We start from the raw sequence: 14965 nt of genomic DNA, 5'->3' as shown, positions 1-14965 counted from the left end.
GGGGAATGGGGAATTGGGTAAAAATTATCCCTTTACCCTTTGCTCTTTAACCTTTTCCCTGCTTCTCCACTCCCCTTTCTTTGAGAAATGCATCAAAGGTAAATCTATCTGGTAGCGAAGTTTGTGCGCCTGGTTTTGTTGTTGCCAAAGCACCCGCAGCTGTACCCCAAATCACAGCTTGTTTTAAAGAAAATCCTTGAAAAAGTGCTGCTGCTAAACCGCCATTAAAAGCATCGCCAGCTGCAACTGTGTCAATTGTATGAACTGGAAATGCGGGTACAAAGAATTTCTCTTCAGCAGTGGCACAGAAAACACCCTTAGCACCTAATTTGACGATCGCACATTTCACACCTCGTTGCAATAAAACCGCAGCGGCTTCTGCTGCTCTTTCCTCTCTATCTACAAGAAAACCCACTAATTGCCCAGCCTCTACTTCATTTGGGGTAATAATATCTACCAGTGGGTAAAGTTCAGCGGGTAAATCAGATTGTGCGGGTGCGGGGTCAAGAATTACCTTGATATTTGCATTTCGTGCTGCTTTAGCAGCTGCAACCACAGCAGCAATAGGAATTTCTAGTTGTAAAAGTAGTGCTGTTGCTTCTGGCAATAAGTGAGACAATCGTTCTACATCTTCTTGATTAACACGCTCATTTGCACCAGGAATCACAATAATTTGATTTTCGCCAGCATAATCTACGGTGATGATGGCAACACCAGAAGTAACATTTTTATCTACAAAAATATTGTCAGTTTGCACACCAGACGCTTGCAAATTGTTGACAAGTTCCACCCCAAAATTTTGTGGCCCTACACGTCCCACCATGTGAGTAGGAATTCCTAATCGCGCTAGTGCTACAGCTTGATTTGCTCCTTTGCCTCCCGGAACTTTAAAAAAATTCTCTCCCAGCAGCGTTTCGCCTGCAACTGGCAACCGGGGCGCTGTTGCTACCAGGTCTATATTGATGCTGCCGAAGACGATAATACTCATTATGCTGATTTTTTGTTTATTATTCAGCCTAATAGTACAAGAGGCGAGAGTGCAAAACACACGTTCTGTGATCGCAATGGTTCAAACCACATTAATACAATACTTAGGTATCCCGCAGTAGTACACTGAGACATCAAACGTAATAAAAAAATCATATTCAGATATACTTTAAGTAAATATATTAATTTTGCAGTATAGAATTAAAAGGAGACTACAAAGTGGTCAAGCTTCAACTTACACACATTAAAAATAAATTATACGAAACACTGACAGGATTAATTGACATAGCAGATCATCAGAACAAACCTGATGCAGAAAAACAGAAAGTATTACTCTCAAGAGGTTATGCTGCCTATAGCTTAATGAGCCTTGCATCAGTAGAACCTGAAATTGCTGCTCAAGCAATTGTTGATGGCTATAGAGATAATGGAATTGATGCTATCTACTATGATGAAAGTGAAAAAATATTTTGGATAGTTCAATCAAAATGGATTGAATCTGGCAATGGAGAACCTGATTCAGGTGAGATACATAAATTTATCCAAGGTATCAAAGATATAATTGATTTTAAATTTGAAAAATTTAACCCAAAAGTCAAAAACAAACAAATTGTAATAGAAAAAGCATTGGCTGACTATAGCGTAAAAGTAAAAATTATTCTTGCTTATTCAGGTACAAAATTAGGTAATAACAATCGCCAAATAATATCAAAATTATTAGAAGAAAATAATGAAGCTAGCGAGTTATTTTTTTGGGAAACATTTTCTCTATACGAAGCTCATAAAGCATTATCAGCAAGCTTGGAAGGTAAACCTGTCAACACAGATTTAAATTTAACAAGCTGGGGGCAAATAGAGGAGCCTTACCAGGCAATATATGGACAAATTGATGCTCAAACTTTAGCTGAGATTTGGCTAGCAAAATGGAGAGAGCCTATTTTCAAAAAACATCAGAAGTTTTGTTGGTCTCAGTGATGTAAATGATGGTATTCAAGATACCTTATTAAGTGCTCCACATAACTTTTTATATTTAAATAATGGAGTTACAGTATTATGTCATAAAATACACAAAAAACCTATGGGTGGATCAGATAAGTCCATTGGATACTTTCACTGCGAAGGAATCTCCATTGTAAATGGGGCGCAAACAGTAGGAACTATAGGTAATACTTATAAAAAAGATGCTGAAAAAGTTAACCAGGCTAAAGTATTTATAAAACTAATCTCATTAGAGAATTGCCCTCCAGATTTTTCTCTCAGAGTGACTAAAGCTACTAATACTCAAAATAAAGTCGAAAATCGTGATTTTATTTCACTAGATTCTCTACAAGAAAAATTAAAGATAGACTTTGCTTTAGCTGGCATTAATTATTCTTACAAAAGAAATGATAAAAAATTACCAGTAGATAATAAAAACTGTAGTTTTGAAGAAGCAATTATAGCATTAGTGTGTAGTTTAGATGAAATACGCTGTACACTTATGGCGAAAGATAAAATAGGCAAGCTGTGGGAAGATGTTAACAAACCTCCTTATACGGAGCTTTTTCATGAAAACATTACAGCAATTACAATTTGGCGCAAGATTCAAATAATGCGGGTTTTAGATATTAAACTAACGCAAAAGCAAAATAGTAATGTTGATAAAGAGAAAGGAACTTGTATATATGGTAATAGATTTATTCTTCACATGATATTTACTCATGTGGGAAAAAGTAAATTATTTATTTCTGATTCAGATTTTGATAAATATCTGGAGAATGAACTTCCCCAGCTAATAGATAATGTAATTACCAAAACCTTGGAGGGCTTAAATAGTAAATATGCTCAAAAGTTAGTATATCAATTTTTTAGAAATTTAGAAAATTACAAATCTCTCAAAACCTTAGTTTTAGAATATCTCCCTGTTCAGTAAATACCTTGATTGAAGTATAAAACTTGAGATTGCTAATACTTTGGACAATAAACAGTAATTTATACCTCACAAATGTACCAGTCCCCAACGGAATATACTGCTAAATATCAGTTAGCAAACTTTAGAAACTATCCTTGCAAACATAGGGGATATGCAAAACACAGATATAGTTGTTATTGGTAGCGGTATAGGTGGTTTAAGTTGTGCTGCTCTTTTGGCACGATATGGCTTTGATGTCATAGTCTGCGAGAGTCATTCTATCCCTGGTGGTGCTGCCCACGCTTTTGAGCGCAATGGATTCCAATTTGACTCAGGTCCGTCCCTTTACTCTGGACTATCTTACAGTCCCTCTGCCAACCCCCTACGACAAGTGCTAGACGCTATTGGCTCTCAGCTACCTTGCTTAACCTACGATACTTGGGGATGCTGCCTACCAGAAGGTGATTTTAATACATCAGTGGGTGCAGAACAATTTTGTGAAGTGCTGATGCAATTTCGTGGTCATGATGCTGTAGCCGAATGGCAGCAACTCCAGCGCGTCATGGAACCACTAGCTAGTGCTGCAACTGCCATACCACCAGCTGCATTACGCTTTGATTTCGGTGCAACTAAAACTGTAAGCCGATTTGCCCCATCTTTAGCAAAGCATATTGCAAATGTTACTAAGCTAACGGGCCCTTTCAGTCGGATTATTGATGGTGTTGTTAAAGACCCGTTTACACGCAACTGGCTTGACATGCTTTGTTTTTTGCTTTCCGGGCTACCAGCAGACGGCACTAGTACAGCCGAAGTCGCATTTATGTTTGCCGACTGGTATCGACCGGGTGTAATGCTTGACTATCCGATTGGTGGCAGTGGTGCTTTAGTTGACACCTTGGTACAAGGATTAGAGCGACATGGCGGTCGGTTGATGCTGGGCGCTCATGTGGAGCAAGTGATTGTGGAAGGCAACCAAGCTGTAGGTGTGCGCCTGCGTGATGGCAAGGAAATCCGGGCGCGTCGGTCAGTAGTTGCTAATACATCTGTTTGGGATACTTTGAAACTCCTGCCAGAAAAAGCAGTGCCAAAACGATTTCGTACTAAACGGCAAGCGACACCTGAGTGTGATAGCTTCATGCATCTACACTTGGGTATTAACGCTCAAGGATTACAGTCAAATCTGGAGTGTCACTACATTATAGTCAACAACTGGGAAGCGGGCGTGACAGCACCTCAGAATGTTGTGTTGGTATCAATTCCTTCAATTCTCGACCCATCCTTAGCACCACTAGGTAAGCATGTGATTCATGTCTATACTCCTGGTAATGAGCCGTATGCTCTTTGGCAAGGAATGGACAGAAGAAGCCAGGAGTATACCGAACAAAAGCTGTTGCGTGCAGAAGTGATGTGGCAAGCTTTAGAGCGCATCATTCCAGATATTCGCTCGCGTTGCGAAGTTACACTTGTGGGCACACCTCTAACTCACGAGCGCTTTCTGCGTCGCCACCGAGGTTCCTATGGCCCGGCGATTAAGGCTGGAGTTAGCTTGTTTCCAGGCCCCAGCACACCCCTACCAGGGCTGATGTGCTGTGGAGACTCGACATTTCCAGGCACTGGTTTACCAGCAGTCGCCGCCAGTGGCATGATTGCCGCGAATACACTTGCACCTGTGAAGCAGCATTTGGCTATGCTTCAAGATATTAAGTGCATTTAATTTTTTGAATACAAAATCTAGTTACCAAAAGAGCCGCACCCGCTAGCAAAGTTGTTAGCACATTTTCAGGTTCAGGTACAGCAACATAGGGGGCAACATGAGTATCGATTCGTGCAGTTGCACCCAGTACACTTACTAATCTAGGGTTACGAAGTATATTAGCAAACTTAGGATAAATCAGCAATTTAACATCAGCAAGGGTCAAATTTTTGCCATCAAATGCCACACTTTCTGGAGCCTCAAATCAAACAAAGCAAATTTCTTGATATCTTGATAAAAAACCTCAGATGAAATCTATGCTGACAATTACAGCAACTATTTCTCAACGGGCCGTACTGCAAAACCTCAGTTGGCAGACCTTTGAAAGCATTCTTGCAGAAATAGGGGATAATCGTGCCACACGACTGGCTTACGACCAGGGGGTACTAGAAGTCATGACTCCTTTAATGCCCCATGAGTATAACAATAGACTTCTCGAACATTTAGTTTTTGCTTTAGCAGAAGAACTTAACCTCAACCTGAAAAGCACTGATTCAGTTACTTGTAAGCGTCCAGACTTACTGCGGGGAGTAGAACCAGATTCAAGTTTTTACATTCAGAATGAACCTGCGATGAGACAAAAGCAGAATCTCGACTTGACGCAAGACCCACCACCAGACTTAATCATTGAGGTAGACTATACCAGCGCTTCTGTTGACCGACTTGCCATCTATCTAGCTTTGGGTGTACCGGAAGTTTGGCGTTATGACGAACCTGTAATGCAGATTTATAAGTTACAGGAAGGTGTGTATATTCCCTGTGATGTTTCGCCTAGTTTTGCAAATCTCCCCTTAGCTACGGAAATTCCCCGATTTTTATCTGAGAGTCTCAATATTGGGGAAATACCGATGATTCATTCATTTCGCGCTTGGGTAAAACAGCAGATAGAAAATTTATAGGGGTAGAGGTATAGACGTGTTATTTATGCATAAAGCTTGTCCTCTCTTACAAAGTTGAGCCAGTCGCTTGGGCGGGTTAAGCGACTTGTGCGTTAGCGTAGCGGTAGCGCCGCAGGAGCGTCACTGGCGTCTGAGCGCCGGTTTCCGGCGAACAGACTTTGCGCTTTGTCATTAGTCCCAAAAAGACAAAAGACTAATGACAGTCTTAACCAGTGAATGTGCAACTTGGAGACACATTAGCTTAACAGCTTGTCGTCAGATATTGCCAAAAGGATGTATCATGTCAAAGTGCATCATACACAAGCCGTTGTTTTATGCCTACTGTTGAACCAGACGAAAACCGAGAGCATCGCATTAAAACAGAAATCATTATCGATGCCGAAGATAAAGAAGAACGGGCAATGGGTTGGTATTACTACCTCGACGATACTCTGAACGTACCCTTTATGGCTAAGTGGACAAAAAAGGGACGCAAATCTACCTCCGTCGAAGAGAAACAAGTCGAAGTGCTGGGAATGGCACCAGACGATGAGTGTTTAAAAGATATGTTTGTGGAAGTTGTTTATCCAGATGGCAAAGATGAAGATGTATTTTCTGCTAGGTTATCTGAAATAGTAGCTATAGATGCTGATAGTGAAACTCAAGAAGCACTAGGAGACTGGCACTATTGGCTTGCTAGAGGATACAAATTCTAAAACGAGTAATGAGCGATCGCATCGCAATTCAATTCTATGACAAATACCGAATAATACGGCAGGGATTGCCAGCAGCAACGACATTTTCAGGTATGTCTTTGACAACTACACTGCCAGCACCAATGGTTGTATTATCACCAATTGTTACCCCTGGACAAATAATTGCACCACCACCAATCCAGACATTATTGCCAATCTTAATGGGTGCAGCTAATTCTTTACCGGAAAGACGAATTTCTGGTTCTGTAGGGTGATAAGCAGTGTAAATTTGCACATAAGGAGCGCACATAACATTTTCACCAATGTGAACTGTATTGCAGTCTAAAATCACACAGCCATAGTTCATATATAATCCGTTGCCAGCGTAAATATTACTGCCGTAGTCACAGTGAAAGGGTGGCACAATTAATATTTGTTGTCCAACTTTTCCAAATAATTCCTGCAAAATTTGTCGCCGCGGCTCTTGCTGTTCTTCAGTTGTAGAATTGTACATTCGTAGGAGACGGCTGGCTTGCTTATTTTCAGCAACTAATTCAGAATCGTATGCAAGATATAACTCGCCTGCAAGCATTTTCTGTTTTTCTGTTTTTTCCATATATATAATTTATAGGTGCAATCGAATATATTGTAATTACAGAATTTATCTACCGAATATAAGCATTCATAACATTGGCAGATTTTTTAAATTATTTCTTAATAGAAAATAGTACCTGTACTCAAATTTTTCTACTACTAATCTTATACTAAATTATCATTAAATTGAAACCAACTAGTAGCCAAATTGCATTCTAATAAACTTTCTAAAAAACCAAATTTTTGATCATAAAAATAATTGAGTTATATTAAGCTGTATTAACTAACCAAAAATTGCAGAGAATTCGGGTAAATATGCCTTTTCGGATTTTAAGCTTGGACGGTGGTGGAATTCGGGGAGTAATTGCGGCCAGTATTTTGGCAGTGATTGAGAAGCAAATTGACCAACCCTTGAATAAGTATTTTAACTTAATTGCAGGAACTTCTACAGGGTCAATTCTAGCAGGTGCGATCGCAAGAGGATGTAGTAGCCAAGAAATTATTGAACTATACAAGCAAAAAAGCTCACTAATATTTCCTTACAAAAGTCGTTTTGCTCTACAGCGAATTGGCTTACTGTTAAAGTACGGTTTATCAGCACCCAAGTTTTCTGATGAAGGTTTGATTCAAGCTAGCAAAGGTGCTTTCGGTGATATAAAAATATGTGATATCACTTCGACGATGCTGTTAATTATCTCCTATGACACAATTAACCGAGAACCAATTATATTTAAAAGTTGGCGTCAAGACAAAAGTTATGGTGATGTCGCTTTGTGGGAAGCGTGTGTCTGTTCAGCATCGGCTCCAACTTATTTTCCAGCACATAAACTAGATAAAACGGTAAACGGAATCGCTAAAAATGCATTTGCGAATGGCATCATTTTAGACGATAATGCATCATCAATAGAAGACGTATATAAAGATAAGCAGATTACAATTACTAATGGTACAGGCAGTGGTCAAACTCGCAATCTCAAAAAATATGTAGGATCAATTCAACTTGCTTTGATAGACTCACCTTGGGAAAAAGTACCCGACAATACCTCTACCTACTCGATTAAATGTATATACTCTGCCATTGATGGCGGTGTTGCTGCTAATAACCCCTCCAGCTGTGCCGTTGCTGAAGCTCTCAGATTGGGTTATGCAGTTGAAGAAATTTCTATCCTTTCTATAGGAACTGGCGATCGCACCCGAATCATACCATATGAACAAGCTCGACAGTGGGGCTTAATAGAATGGGCACAGCCTCTAATTGGTATTTTGTTTGATGGCTCATCAGGTATTTACGAATATATTACCAGGCAAATCATGAATGATCGTGTTTTACGATTGCAATTCAAGCTTGACCGACACTTAACTGGCAAACGTTTGAGTGATGATATTGATGATGTAAGTCCAGAGAATATCAGTAATTTGATTGAAGCCGGAGAGGTTTACATTAACCAGCCACAAGTGCAAACCGCATTACAGAAGTTTTTGCAGATTAGTCAATAGTCAATAGCATTGGACAAAGGGCAAATGACAGATGACAAATGATTAATTAACCAAATATGGCATAAGTAGCTTTTCCCTGCTGCTTAGCTCGGTACATAGCAATATCAGCATCTCGTAACAGACTTGCTGGCTCCTCATAATGATTAAAACTCAAAGCAATACCAATGCTGGCTGTAGTAGATACTTGATGTCCATTCAGGCTCAGCGGTATCCTTAAGGCGTCTTGAATACGTTTGGTAACATTGGTAGCGTCGGTAACGTCTTTGATATCCTCTAAAAGAACAGTAAACTCGTCGCCACCAAATCGCGCTACAGTATCGCCACTGCGTAAGCATGACTCCAAGCGTCGGGCGATTTCGACCAAAAAATCATCCCCCATTGTATGCCCAAAACGATCATTAATTTCTTTAAAGCCATCTAAATCCAGAAATAAAACCGCAAAATAATAATCATTTCTGCGTTTGCTACGCTCAATTGCTTGTTTAAGCCTATCCAGGAATAAGACGCGATTTGGTAATGCTGTTAATCCATCATAAAATGCATTACGAAGCAGTTGCGCCTCTGTTTGCTTACGTTTAGTGATTTCTTGAAAAATTAAAACTGCACCAGTAATGTTGCCATTATGGTCACGGATGGGTGCAACATTATCCCCAATCTGTATTTCTCTACCATCTCTAGCAATCAGCGTGCAATTTTCCGGTAAATTCAAAACCTCACCTGCTTCTATTGAGTGTGTAGCTAGATTTTTGATTGTTTCTTCTACATCTTTATTAACCAAGCTGACAACTTCTATTAAATCTTTACCAAATGCTTCATCTTGCTTCCAACCAGTAAGGTTTTCTGCTATAGGATTCATCATTTGAATACAACCATTGGCGTATGTCACGACCACTGCACAACCCATGCTATTAATAATTGCTATGAGCCTCTGTTTTTCTTCCAGTAATCTCTTTTCAATCTGGTGTTTGTACAGAGCCATTTCCACTGCAATATGTAAGTCTTTTTCAACAAATGGTTTAGTAATGTAGCTGAAAGGCTCGCTTGGTCGCTTTCGATGTAATTTTGTATATTCTGAATGCTCTGTTAAATATAATACAGGCACATGAAAACGATTTTGGATAATATCTGCCGTCTGCTCACCATCAATTTCACCAGTCAAACAGATATCAATTAATACTAAATTTGGATTAGTCTCTGCTACTTTTTTTATTGCTTCTTCACCAGAATGAGTGGTTTCTGGAACAGAATAACCTAACTTTTGTAAACTTTTTCTGATATTTGAGGCTAGAATCTTTTCATCCTCAACAACTAGGATTCTACGTGCGAACATGTTACAATAACCTGTTTGCTAAGGTTAAGATGCTGTTGTCCGTATCAACTAAACCTGAAAGTCAATATTTTTATAATAATCAATTTATAACTGCATATCTCCTTGATTGACGAAAATACTGAACTAATGATCAAATAGTATATTATTTACCTATTATAGTCTGTGTGTTTAGCAAAGTTAATCTGATTAACCTATACAGTTAGTATCAAGTTGTTAACGTTTAATTGAAATTGCCGTAAAGTTACTAACCATTAAAGTCTTATTTTTAATAATATACAATAGTTATTTTCTTAAAAAGCACAGTCTAATGTGGTAATTACCTAAAAATGTATTGAGCTTCGACATTAACCAATTAACAGTGCAATGCTTGCGTAGCATAGATAAAATCTGTATGTAAATATTGCTGCTACTCAGGAACCTGAATTTTTGATACTACTAAATTACTGATATATTTTTTACAAACGTACTTAAATAATTTAATTGTGGATCACCTTTTAAATTACAGAAAAACCTAAGTTTGTATTGCCAGAAAATAGTTTTCGGTATAAAAAAATGCTTTAACAAGTAAGCATGTATAAATAAACAGTAATAATTAATAAATATTTAACAGTCCAAAACCCTTGTATAATTTGCTTTTAAATGTATGCTAGTACTTTGCTACATATATGTTTATTTATGCCCAGTTACTTAGAAGCTATCTACTACTTCTGTGCAAGACTTGACCACAAATCCTGGCATTTTAAAAGATGCAATTTAAATGTATATCAGTAAATAACATAATTTTTTAGCTTTTGAGAATAAGCGAGTACAAAGGAGAAAATTAAAGAGAGGAGAATGGAGCGATGGAAGAAAAGATTCTGTTTGTTAGATACCTCCTCCAGATAAATCCACTCTCCCTGCTTGTTGGTAGGTCTAGTTTAAGAAGAAAAGCACACTTAGGCTTCAGAGATCGGATTTAGTTCTAGTCAGTTCAATGCTAATTTTGCCGCTAAAGTCTGGAATCGGCGCGGCGGGTTTGCTCAAAATAACTTGGACTTGTGTAACATGATCGCACCCTTGGAGGATAGAATCTGCGATCGTGGCTACTAACCGTTCCACTAAAGCAAACTTAGATGTTTTTACCAGATGTTGTACTAAGCTAATGACACTGCGATAATCTAAAGTATCTTTGATCGCGTCGGTCTTGGCAGCAGTGGAGATATCTAGCCATAATTTCACATCCACCTCAAACCATTGCCCTAAAACTTGTTCTTCTGGCAAATAACCAGTGTAGCCATAGCAGCGAATTCCCGTTAAATGAATGCAGTCCATAAGAATTTGAGTGCGAATTTTATATCTTGCAGAAAGTGTAGCCAGTCCTGTGAGATAATTTCCTGACTTGAAAAACCAGCGCATTGCTCTGAGAACCAGAGTTTTAGAGACTGGCTTAACTTTCCCAGACGGATTTTAAATGGAAATATCCTAAACAAAATCTAAAATTTAAGATTGTTTTATAGCTCTATAGGATTTGATGCTAATCGCCTTTAGGAATGTTAATCAACTTTGGGCTTATATTTTAACGGAGACGCTAAAGCGCCTGGGATTAGCTTATGCCGTCATTTGTCCCGGTTCCCGCTCCACACCCCTAGCAGTTGCTTTTGCCCAGCAAGTACCTGATATTGAAGCAATTTCCATTCTCGATGAACGCTCCGCCGCCTTTTTTGCCTTGGGACAAGCTAAAGCAACCGGACGCCCTGTAGCACTACTTTGTACCTCTGGTACAGCAGGGGCGAACTTTTACCCAGCAGTAATTGAAGCCTCATATAGTCGCGTACCACTGTTGGTATTAACCGCCGATAGACCGCAGGAATTGCGAGATTGTCATTCTGGACAAACTATAGATCAGTGTAAATTATATGGTGATTACCCAAACTGGCAAGCAGAGCTAGCTTTACCATCCTCAGACATGGGAATGCTAGCTTATCTGCGACAAATAGTAATTCATGGCTGGGAGCGAGCCTCTGGGAGAGGAGCTTCGCTAACGCAAACTCCAAGCAAGGGGCCAGTACATCTAAATATTCCCTTTCGCGATCCTCTTGCACCCATTCCTGATGTAGAGACGTTTCATGAAACGTCTCTACAATTATTGCAGTCACAGTTTCACCCCGAAGACTTTTTTGTAGGAATAGCAAGCACCACCCTATTACCCATTACCCATTCCCCATTTCCTATTCCCCAAGAATGGCTAAAATGCGATCGCGGTATCATCATCGCTGGTGTTGCTCAACCGCAGCAGCCACAAGAGTATTGTAAAGCGATCGCTCAACTTTCCCAAACTCTTAAATGGCCAGTACTAGCAGAAGGACTCTCCCCAGTCAGAAATTATGCCGACCTCAACCCTTATTTAATTTCTACCTACGACCTGATTTTGCGAAATCAGCAACTAGCAAAGCAGTTAGTACCCAAAATGGTGATTCAGGTGGGTGAATTGCCTACAAGTAAAGAACTGCGTAATTGGATAGATGCAACCCAACCGCGACGCTGGGTTATCGACAACAGCGACCAAAACCTTGACCCTTTGCATGGCAGAACGACGCATTTACGGATATCTGTAGAAGATATAAAGGCAGAGGAGAGAAATTTATCTTTCTCCTTAGATTATGTGCATAAATGGTGTGATGCGGAAGCGAAGGTCAGGTTAGTTGTTGACCAGACTATGGAGAAAATAGATGAAATAATTGAGAGTAAAGTAGCTTGGTTAATTTCTCAGATTTTACCGCCAGGAACGCCTCTGTTTATTGCCAATAGTATGCCTGTACGGGATGTGGAGTATTTCTGGAAACCGAATAATTTAGGAGTGCGATCGTATTTTAACCGGGGTGCAAATGGCATTGATGGCACATTATCCACAGCTTTGGGAATTGCCCATCGCCAGCAAAGTAGTGTAATGTTGACAGGAGACTTAGCTCTGTTACATGACACCAATGGTTTTTTAATCCGCAATAAGTTTGTCGGACATCTGACAATTGTATTAATTAATAATAATGGCGGTGGGATTTTTGAAATGTTACCCATTGCCAATTTTGCTCCATCTTTTGAAGAGTTTTTTGGTACTCCCCAGGATATTGATTTTGCTCAGTTATGCGCTACTTATAATGTGCAGCATGAATTTATTACTTCTTGGCAGCAGTTGCAGCAAAGATTAGACCCACTCCCAACTACAGGAATTCGAGTTTTAGAGTTGCGAACAAATCGCAAACTAGATGCTAAATGGCGACAGGAAAATTTAAGTAAGTTTGCCGCAGATATTGCAATTTAACTATTTTATTAGGTGTTGCTTAATAGTAGTATATAGATATAACGTTTGTGTTATCAAAGTTAGGCGTTGCATATTTGCGGGGTGATTCAAGTTAATACGGCTATTGGCCGATATTTTAAGTAATGAAGTAATAATCGAATTGAATACTTCAGATGACAATTTATTGTTATATTCATCTTACTTGGAAAGTGACAGAAGAGGGATAAGATATCAAGCCTGGCAACAATGCTGGGTTTTAACTTTAATATCAGGCACAAAAAAGACGCGAAGTTTTCCTTCGCGTCTTTTCGTAAAATTCTAAGAATTAGAAACTGAATGTGGTTCTTAGCGCACCAATCACAACATCATCGTTGTTATCGTTGTGATCTGGAGATGTTAACCAGATGACTCCTGGGGTAATGGTGATATTGTCACTCAGTTTGTACTGGTAGAATGCCTCAATATGATAGGAAGTATCATCATCTTCTGCTAATCCGGCAACGCTGGAACTTGTTACCCTCGGCTCTACACCGGCAATAATACCAGCTAAATTACCTTTTTTACCAAGGTCGGGGAAACCGAGAGTTACAGCATAGTTCCAAATGTCAACCTCTCCACGATTTCCACTCAAGGTGCGGCTGTTTGTGTACCCAGCCCAACCACCCAAGACTAATCTATCACTGATGCCAATAGATGCTTGGATACCATAAGAATTGCTGGAAAATGCTACTTCTTCTAAACCTTGGTCAGCTGCTAAATTCGTGAAAGTTGCCGCATTACTACCGGTGAGTAGTGGCTGTTTGTAGGAATTAATGTAAGTTAAACCAACAGAAATGCGATCGCTTGGTTTCACAGTTAACTGAGCCAGCGCCCCATAAGCACCATCAAATAAACCATTTTGAGGAGCAGGATTATTAGCTGTACCACTCAAATAGCCTAAACTGAGTGCTAATTTATCACCAAACTCGTGGGTAACTCCCAACCCCGCACCACCTATCTGGTTATAAATTGGGTTGCGTGTGCCAAAGGTTGACAATGCACCATAAGCACCATCACCATCAAAGATATTGATAGTACTGGTTAGGTCATCTGCTGCGCCTGCATTGGCAATAGCGATCGCCTGTGTATTTTTGCCCAGAGGAAATTTATACCACAGCGCATCTATGCCAGCATCGTTGTTAGCTTCTGCACCACTATTACCACTTGCAAAAAACAAGTTGCCTTCTGGGGTATTAATGTTAGGACTAACAATATTATTTGTTTGAATTCTAGTGAACAGTGTATCTTCCCCTGTGAAGCTGGTTACAAATTCCACACGCGCCCGCACTCCCAGGGTTGTATTCTGGTCTACAATTTCTGCACCGTTGACGTTTTCACCTGACAAAACATCGCTGATGACTGTGACAACTTGTCCTTGCAGTTTGGTTGTAGTTGAGAATTGATTCGCTTCCAGCTCAGCAGCGCGTGCTTCTACTGCATCGACTCGACCCCGTAATGTCGCCAGTTCTGCGGAAAATTCTTCTTGCAACTTTTGCAGTTGAGCTAAATCTTCTTTTGTTACCAGTTCACCAGTGGCGGTAGCAATTAGTTCGTTAACCCGATCAAGACAAGCATTCAAACCAGCAGCAAACTCATATCGCGTCATTGCCCGATTACCGCGATAAGTACCATTTGGATATCCTGCAATACAACCGTAACGCTCTACCAGCGATTGCAAGGCTTGGAATGCCCAGTCTGTAGGTTGTACATCCGACAACTGAGACACTGAGGTAACTTGCGCCATTACCTTATTTGGTGTAACTTCAGCTATAACTTGAGCTTCATTAATTTCCTTTGTAGTTGATGTTTCATCTGCAAATGCAGCAGTATTAACAAAAAGCATTGCAGCATAAACGACTGGACTAGCCAGCAAATATTTACAGAATTCTTGCATTTTTTTTCCTCACACTCAATTAAAATCCACACCCACACTGCGCTTTTTTAAACGCGGATCTTATGAGAAAGTTTTTCAATAATTCTATCAGAATTAAGTAAATTTTCTAACAAAACGAAGTCAAGAAATC

The 14965-nt window shown here is 39.7% G+C and carries 13 protein-coding genes; 7 read left to right on the top strand and 6 right to left on the bottom strand.

What is annotated here, in order from left to right:
* Positions 1–46: 46 nt before the first annotated feature.
* On the bottom strand, positions 47–988 hold the full coding sequence (gene rbsK, locus HCR01_RS02945; RefSeq protein WP_193194389.1) for a ribokinase: 942 nt from the start codon (positions 986–988) through the stop codon (positions 47–49).
* 218 nt (positions 989–1206) lie between these two features.
* On the opposite strand from rbsK, the gene HCR01_RS02940 reads away from it, so the two are divergent.
* The 3 genes from HCR01_RS02940 (at position 1207) to HCR01_RS02930 (ending at position 4592) form a co-directional block, all read left to right on the top strand.
* Complete coding sequence (locus tag HCR01_RS02940; RefSeq protein WP_193194387.1) at positions 1207–1962, top strand: hypothetical protein; 756 nt, start codon at positions 1207–1209, stop codon at positions 1960–1962.
* The gene (locus tag HCR01_RS02935; RefSeq protein ID WP_193195177.1) at positions 1937–2899 is read left to right on the top strand and encodes an AIPR family protein; all 963 of its coding nucleotides are present in this window, start codon (positions 1937–1939) and stop codon (positions 2897–2899) included. The genes HCR01_RS02940 and HCR01_RS02935 overlap by 26 nt, the downstream gene beginning before the upstream one ends.
* A gap of 151 nt (positions 2900–3050) precedes the next feature.
* Positions 3051–4592, top strand: a complete 1542-nt coding sequence (locus HCR01_RS02930) for a phytoene desaturase family protein (RefSeq protein ID WP_193194385.1) — start codon at positions 3051–3053, stop codon at positions 4590–4592.
* Here the strand turns inward: HCR01_RS02930 and HCR01_RS02925 are convergent.
* Positions 4579–4818: a hypothetical protein gene (locus tag HCR01_RS02925; RefSeq protein WP_193194382.1), complete on the bottom strand. Its 240-nt coding sequence runs from the start codon at positions 4816–4818 to the stop codon at positions 4579–4581. The two genes, HCR01_RS02930 and HCR01_RS02925, sit on opposite strands and share 14 nt — an antisense overlap.
* A gap of 70 nt (positions 4819–4888) precedes the next feature.
* Here HCR01_RS02925 and HCR01_RS02920 point away from each other — a divergent pair, with 70 nt between their 5' ends.
* Complete coding sequence (locus HCR01_RS02920; protein WP_193194380.1) at positions 4889–5530, top strand: Uma2 family endonuclease; 642 nt, start codon at positions 4889–4891, stop codon at positions 5528–5530.
* Between the two features lie 314 nt (positions 5531–5844).
* Positions 5845–6225, top strand: coding sequence for a calcium-binding protein (locus HCR01_RS02915; RefSeq protein WP_193194378.1), 381 nt, complete (start codon positions 5845–5847; stop codon positions 6223–6225).
* A gap of 34 nt (positions 6226–6259) precedes the next feature.
* Here the strand turns inward: HCR01_RS02915 and HCR01_RS02910 are convergent, their stop codons facing one another.
* Complete coding sequence (locus HCR01_RS02910) at positions 6260–6820, bottom strand: sugar O-acetyltransferase (RefSeq protein WP_193194376.1); 561 nt, start codon at positions 6818–6820, stop codon at positions 6260–6262.
* A gap of 272 nt (positions 6821–7092) precedes the next feature.
* Between HCR01_RS02910 and HCR01_RS02905 the strand changes: the two genes are divergently transcribed.
* A complete protein-coding gene (locus HCR01_RS02905; RefSeq protein WP_320073076.1) occupies positions 7093–8295 on the top strand; it encodes a patatin-like phospholipase family protein in 1203 nt (400 codons plus the stop codon).
* 46 nt (positions 8296–8341) lie between these two features.
* On the opposite strand, the gene HCR01_RS02900 is transcribed toward HCR01_RS02905, so the two are convergent.
* Together HCR01_RS02900 and folB are read right to left on the bottom strand one after the other, a co-directional pair.
* Entirely contained in the window at positions 8342–9625 is a 1284-nt protein-coding gene (locus tag HCR01_RS02900; RefSeq protein WP_193194374.1) for a diguanylate cyclase domain-containing protein, read from the bottom strand.
* A gap of 942 nt (positions 9626–10567) precedes the next feature.
* Positions 10568–10936, bottom strand: a complete 369-nt coding sequence (folB, locus tag HCR01_RS02895; protein ID WP_193195173.1) for a dihydroneopterin aldolase — start codon at positions 10934–10936, stop codon at positions 10568–10570.
* Between the two features lie 199 nt (positions 10937–11135).
* On the opposite strand from folB, the gene menD reads away from it, so the two are divergent.
* A complete protein-coding gene (gene menD, locus HCR01_RS02890; protein ID WP_193194364.1) occupies positions 11136–12923 on the top strand; it encodes a 2-succinyl-5-enolpyruvyl-6-hydroxy-3-cyclohexene-1-carboxylic-acid synthase in 1788 nt (595 codons plus the stop codon).
* A 304-nt stretch (positions 12924–13227) separates the two neighbouring features.
* Here the strand turns inward: menD and HCR01_RS02885 are convergent, their stop codons facing one another.
* Entirely contained in the window at positions 13228–14835 is a 1608-nt protein-coding gene (locus HCR01_RS02885) for an iron uptake porin (protein ID WP_193194362.1), read from the bottom strand.
* Positions 14836–14965: the final 130 nt, after the last annotated feature.

This window comes from Nostoc sp. MG11, assembly GCF_014904695.1.
Taxonomy (GTDB): domain Bacteria; phylum Cyanobacteriota; class Cyanobacteriia; order Cyanobacteriales; family Nostocaceae; genus Komarekiella.
This window is presented reverse-complemented; position numbering and strand designations above follow the sequence as displayed.

What these genes read in the sequence shown, in the direction of transcription:
- HCR01_RS02915 (WP_193194378.1), top strand. Translation starts at nt 5,845, where the DNA reads ATGCCTACTGTTGAACCAGACGAAAACCGAGAGCATCGCATTAAAACA.
- HCR01_RS02910 (WP_193194376.1), bottom strand. Translation starts at nt 6,820, where the DNA reads ATGGAAAAAACAGAAAAACAGAAAATGCTTGCAGGCGAGTTATATCTT.
- HCR01_RS02920 (WP_193194380.1), top strand. Translation starts at nt 4,889, where the DNA reads ATGCTGACAATTACAGCAACTATTTCTCAACGGGCCGTACTGCAAAAC.
- folB (WP_193195173.1), bottom strand. Translation starts at nt 10,936, where the DNA reads ATGGACTGCATTCATTTAACGGGAATTCGCTGCTATGGCTACACTGGT.
- rbsK (WP_193194389.1), bottom strand. Translation starts at nt 988, where the DNA reads ATGAGTATTATCGTCTTCGGCAGCATCAATATAGACCTGGTAGCAACA.
- HCR01_RS02930 (WP_193194385.1), top strand. Translation starts at nt 3,051, where the DNA reads ATGCAAAACACAGATATAGTTGTTATTGGTAGCGGTATAGGTGGTTTA.
- HCR01_RS02885 (WP_193194362.1), bottom strand. Translation starts at nt 14,835, where the DNA reads ATGCAAGAATTCTGTAAATATTTGCTGGCTAGTCCAGTCGTTTATGCT.
- HCR01_RS02900 (WP_193194374.1), bottom strand. Translation starts at nt 9,625, where the DNA reads ATGTTCGCACGTAGAATCCTAGTTGTTGAGGATGAAAAGATTCTAGCC.
- menD (WP_193194364.1), top strand. Translation starts at nt 11,136, where the DNA reads ATGCTAATCGCCTTTAGGAATGTTAATCAACTTTGGGCTTATATTTTA.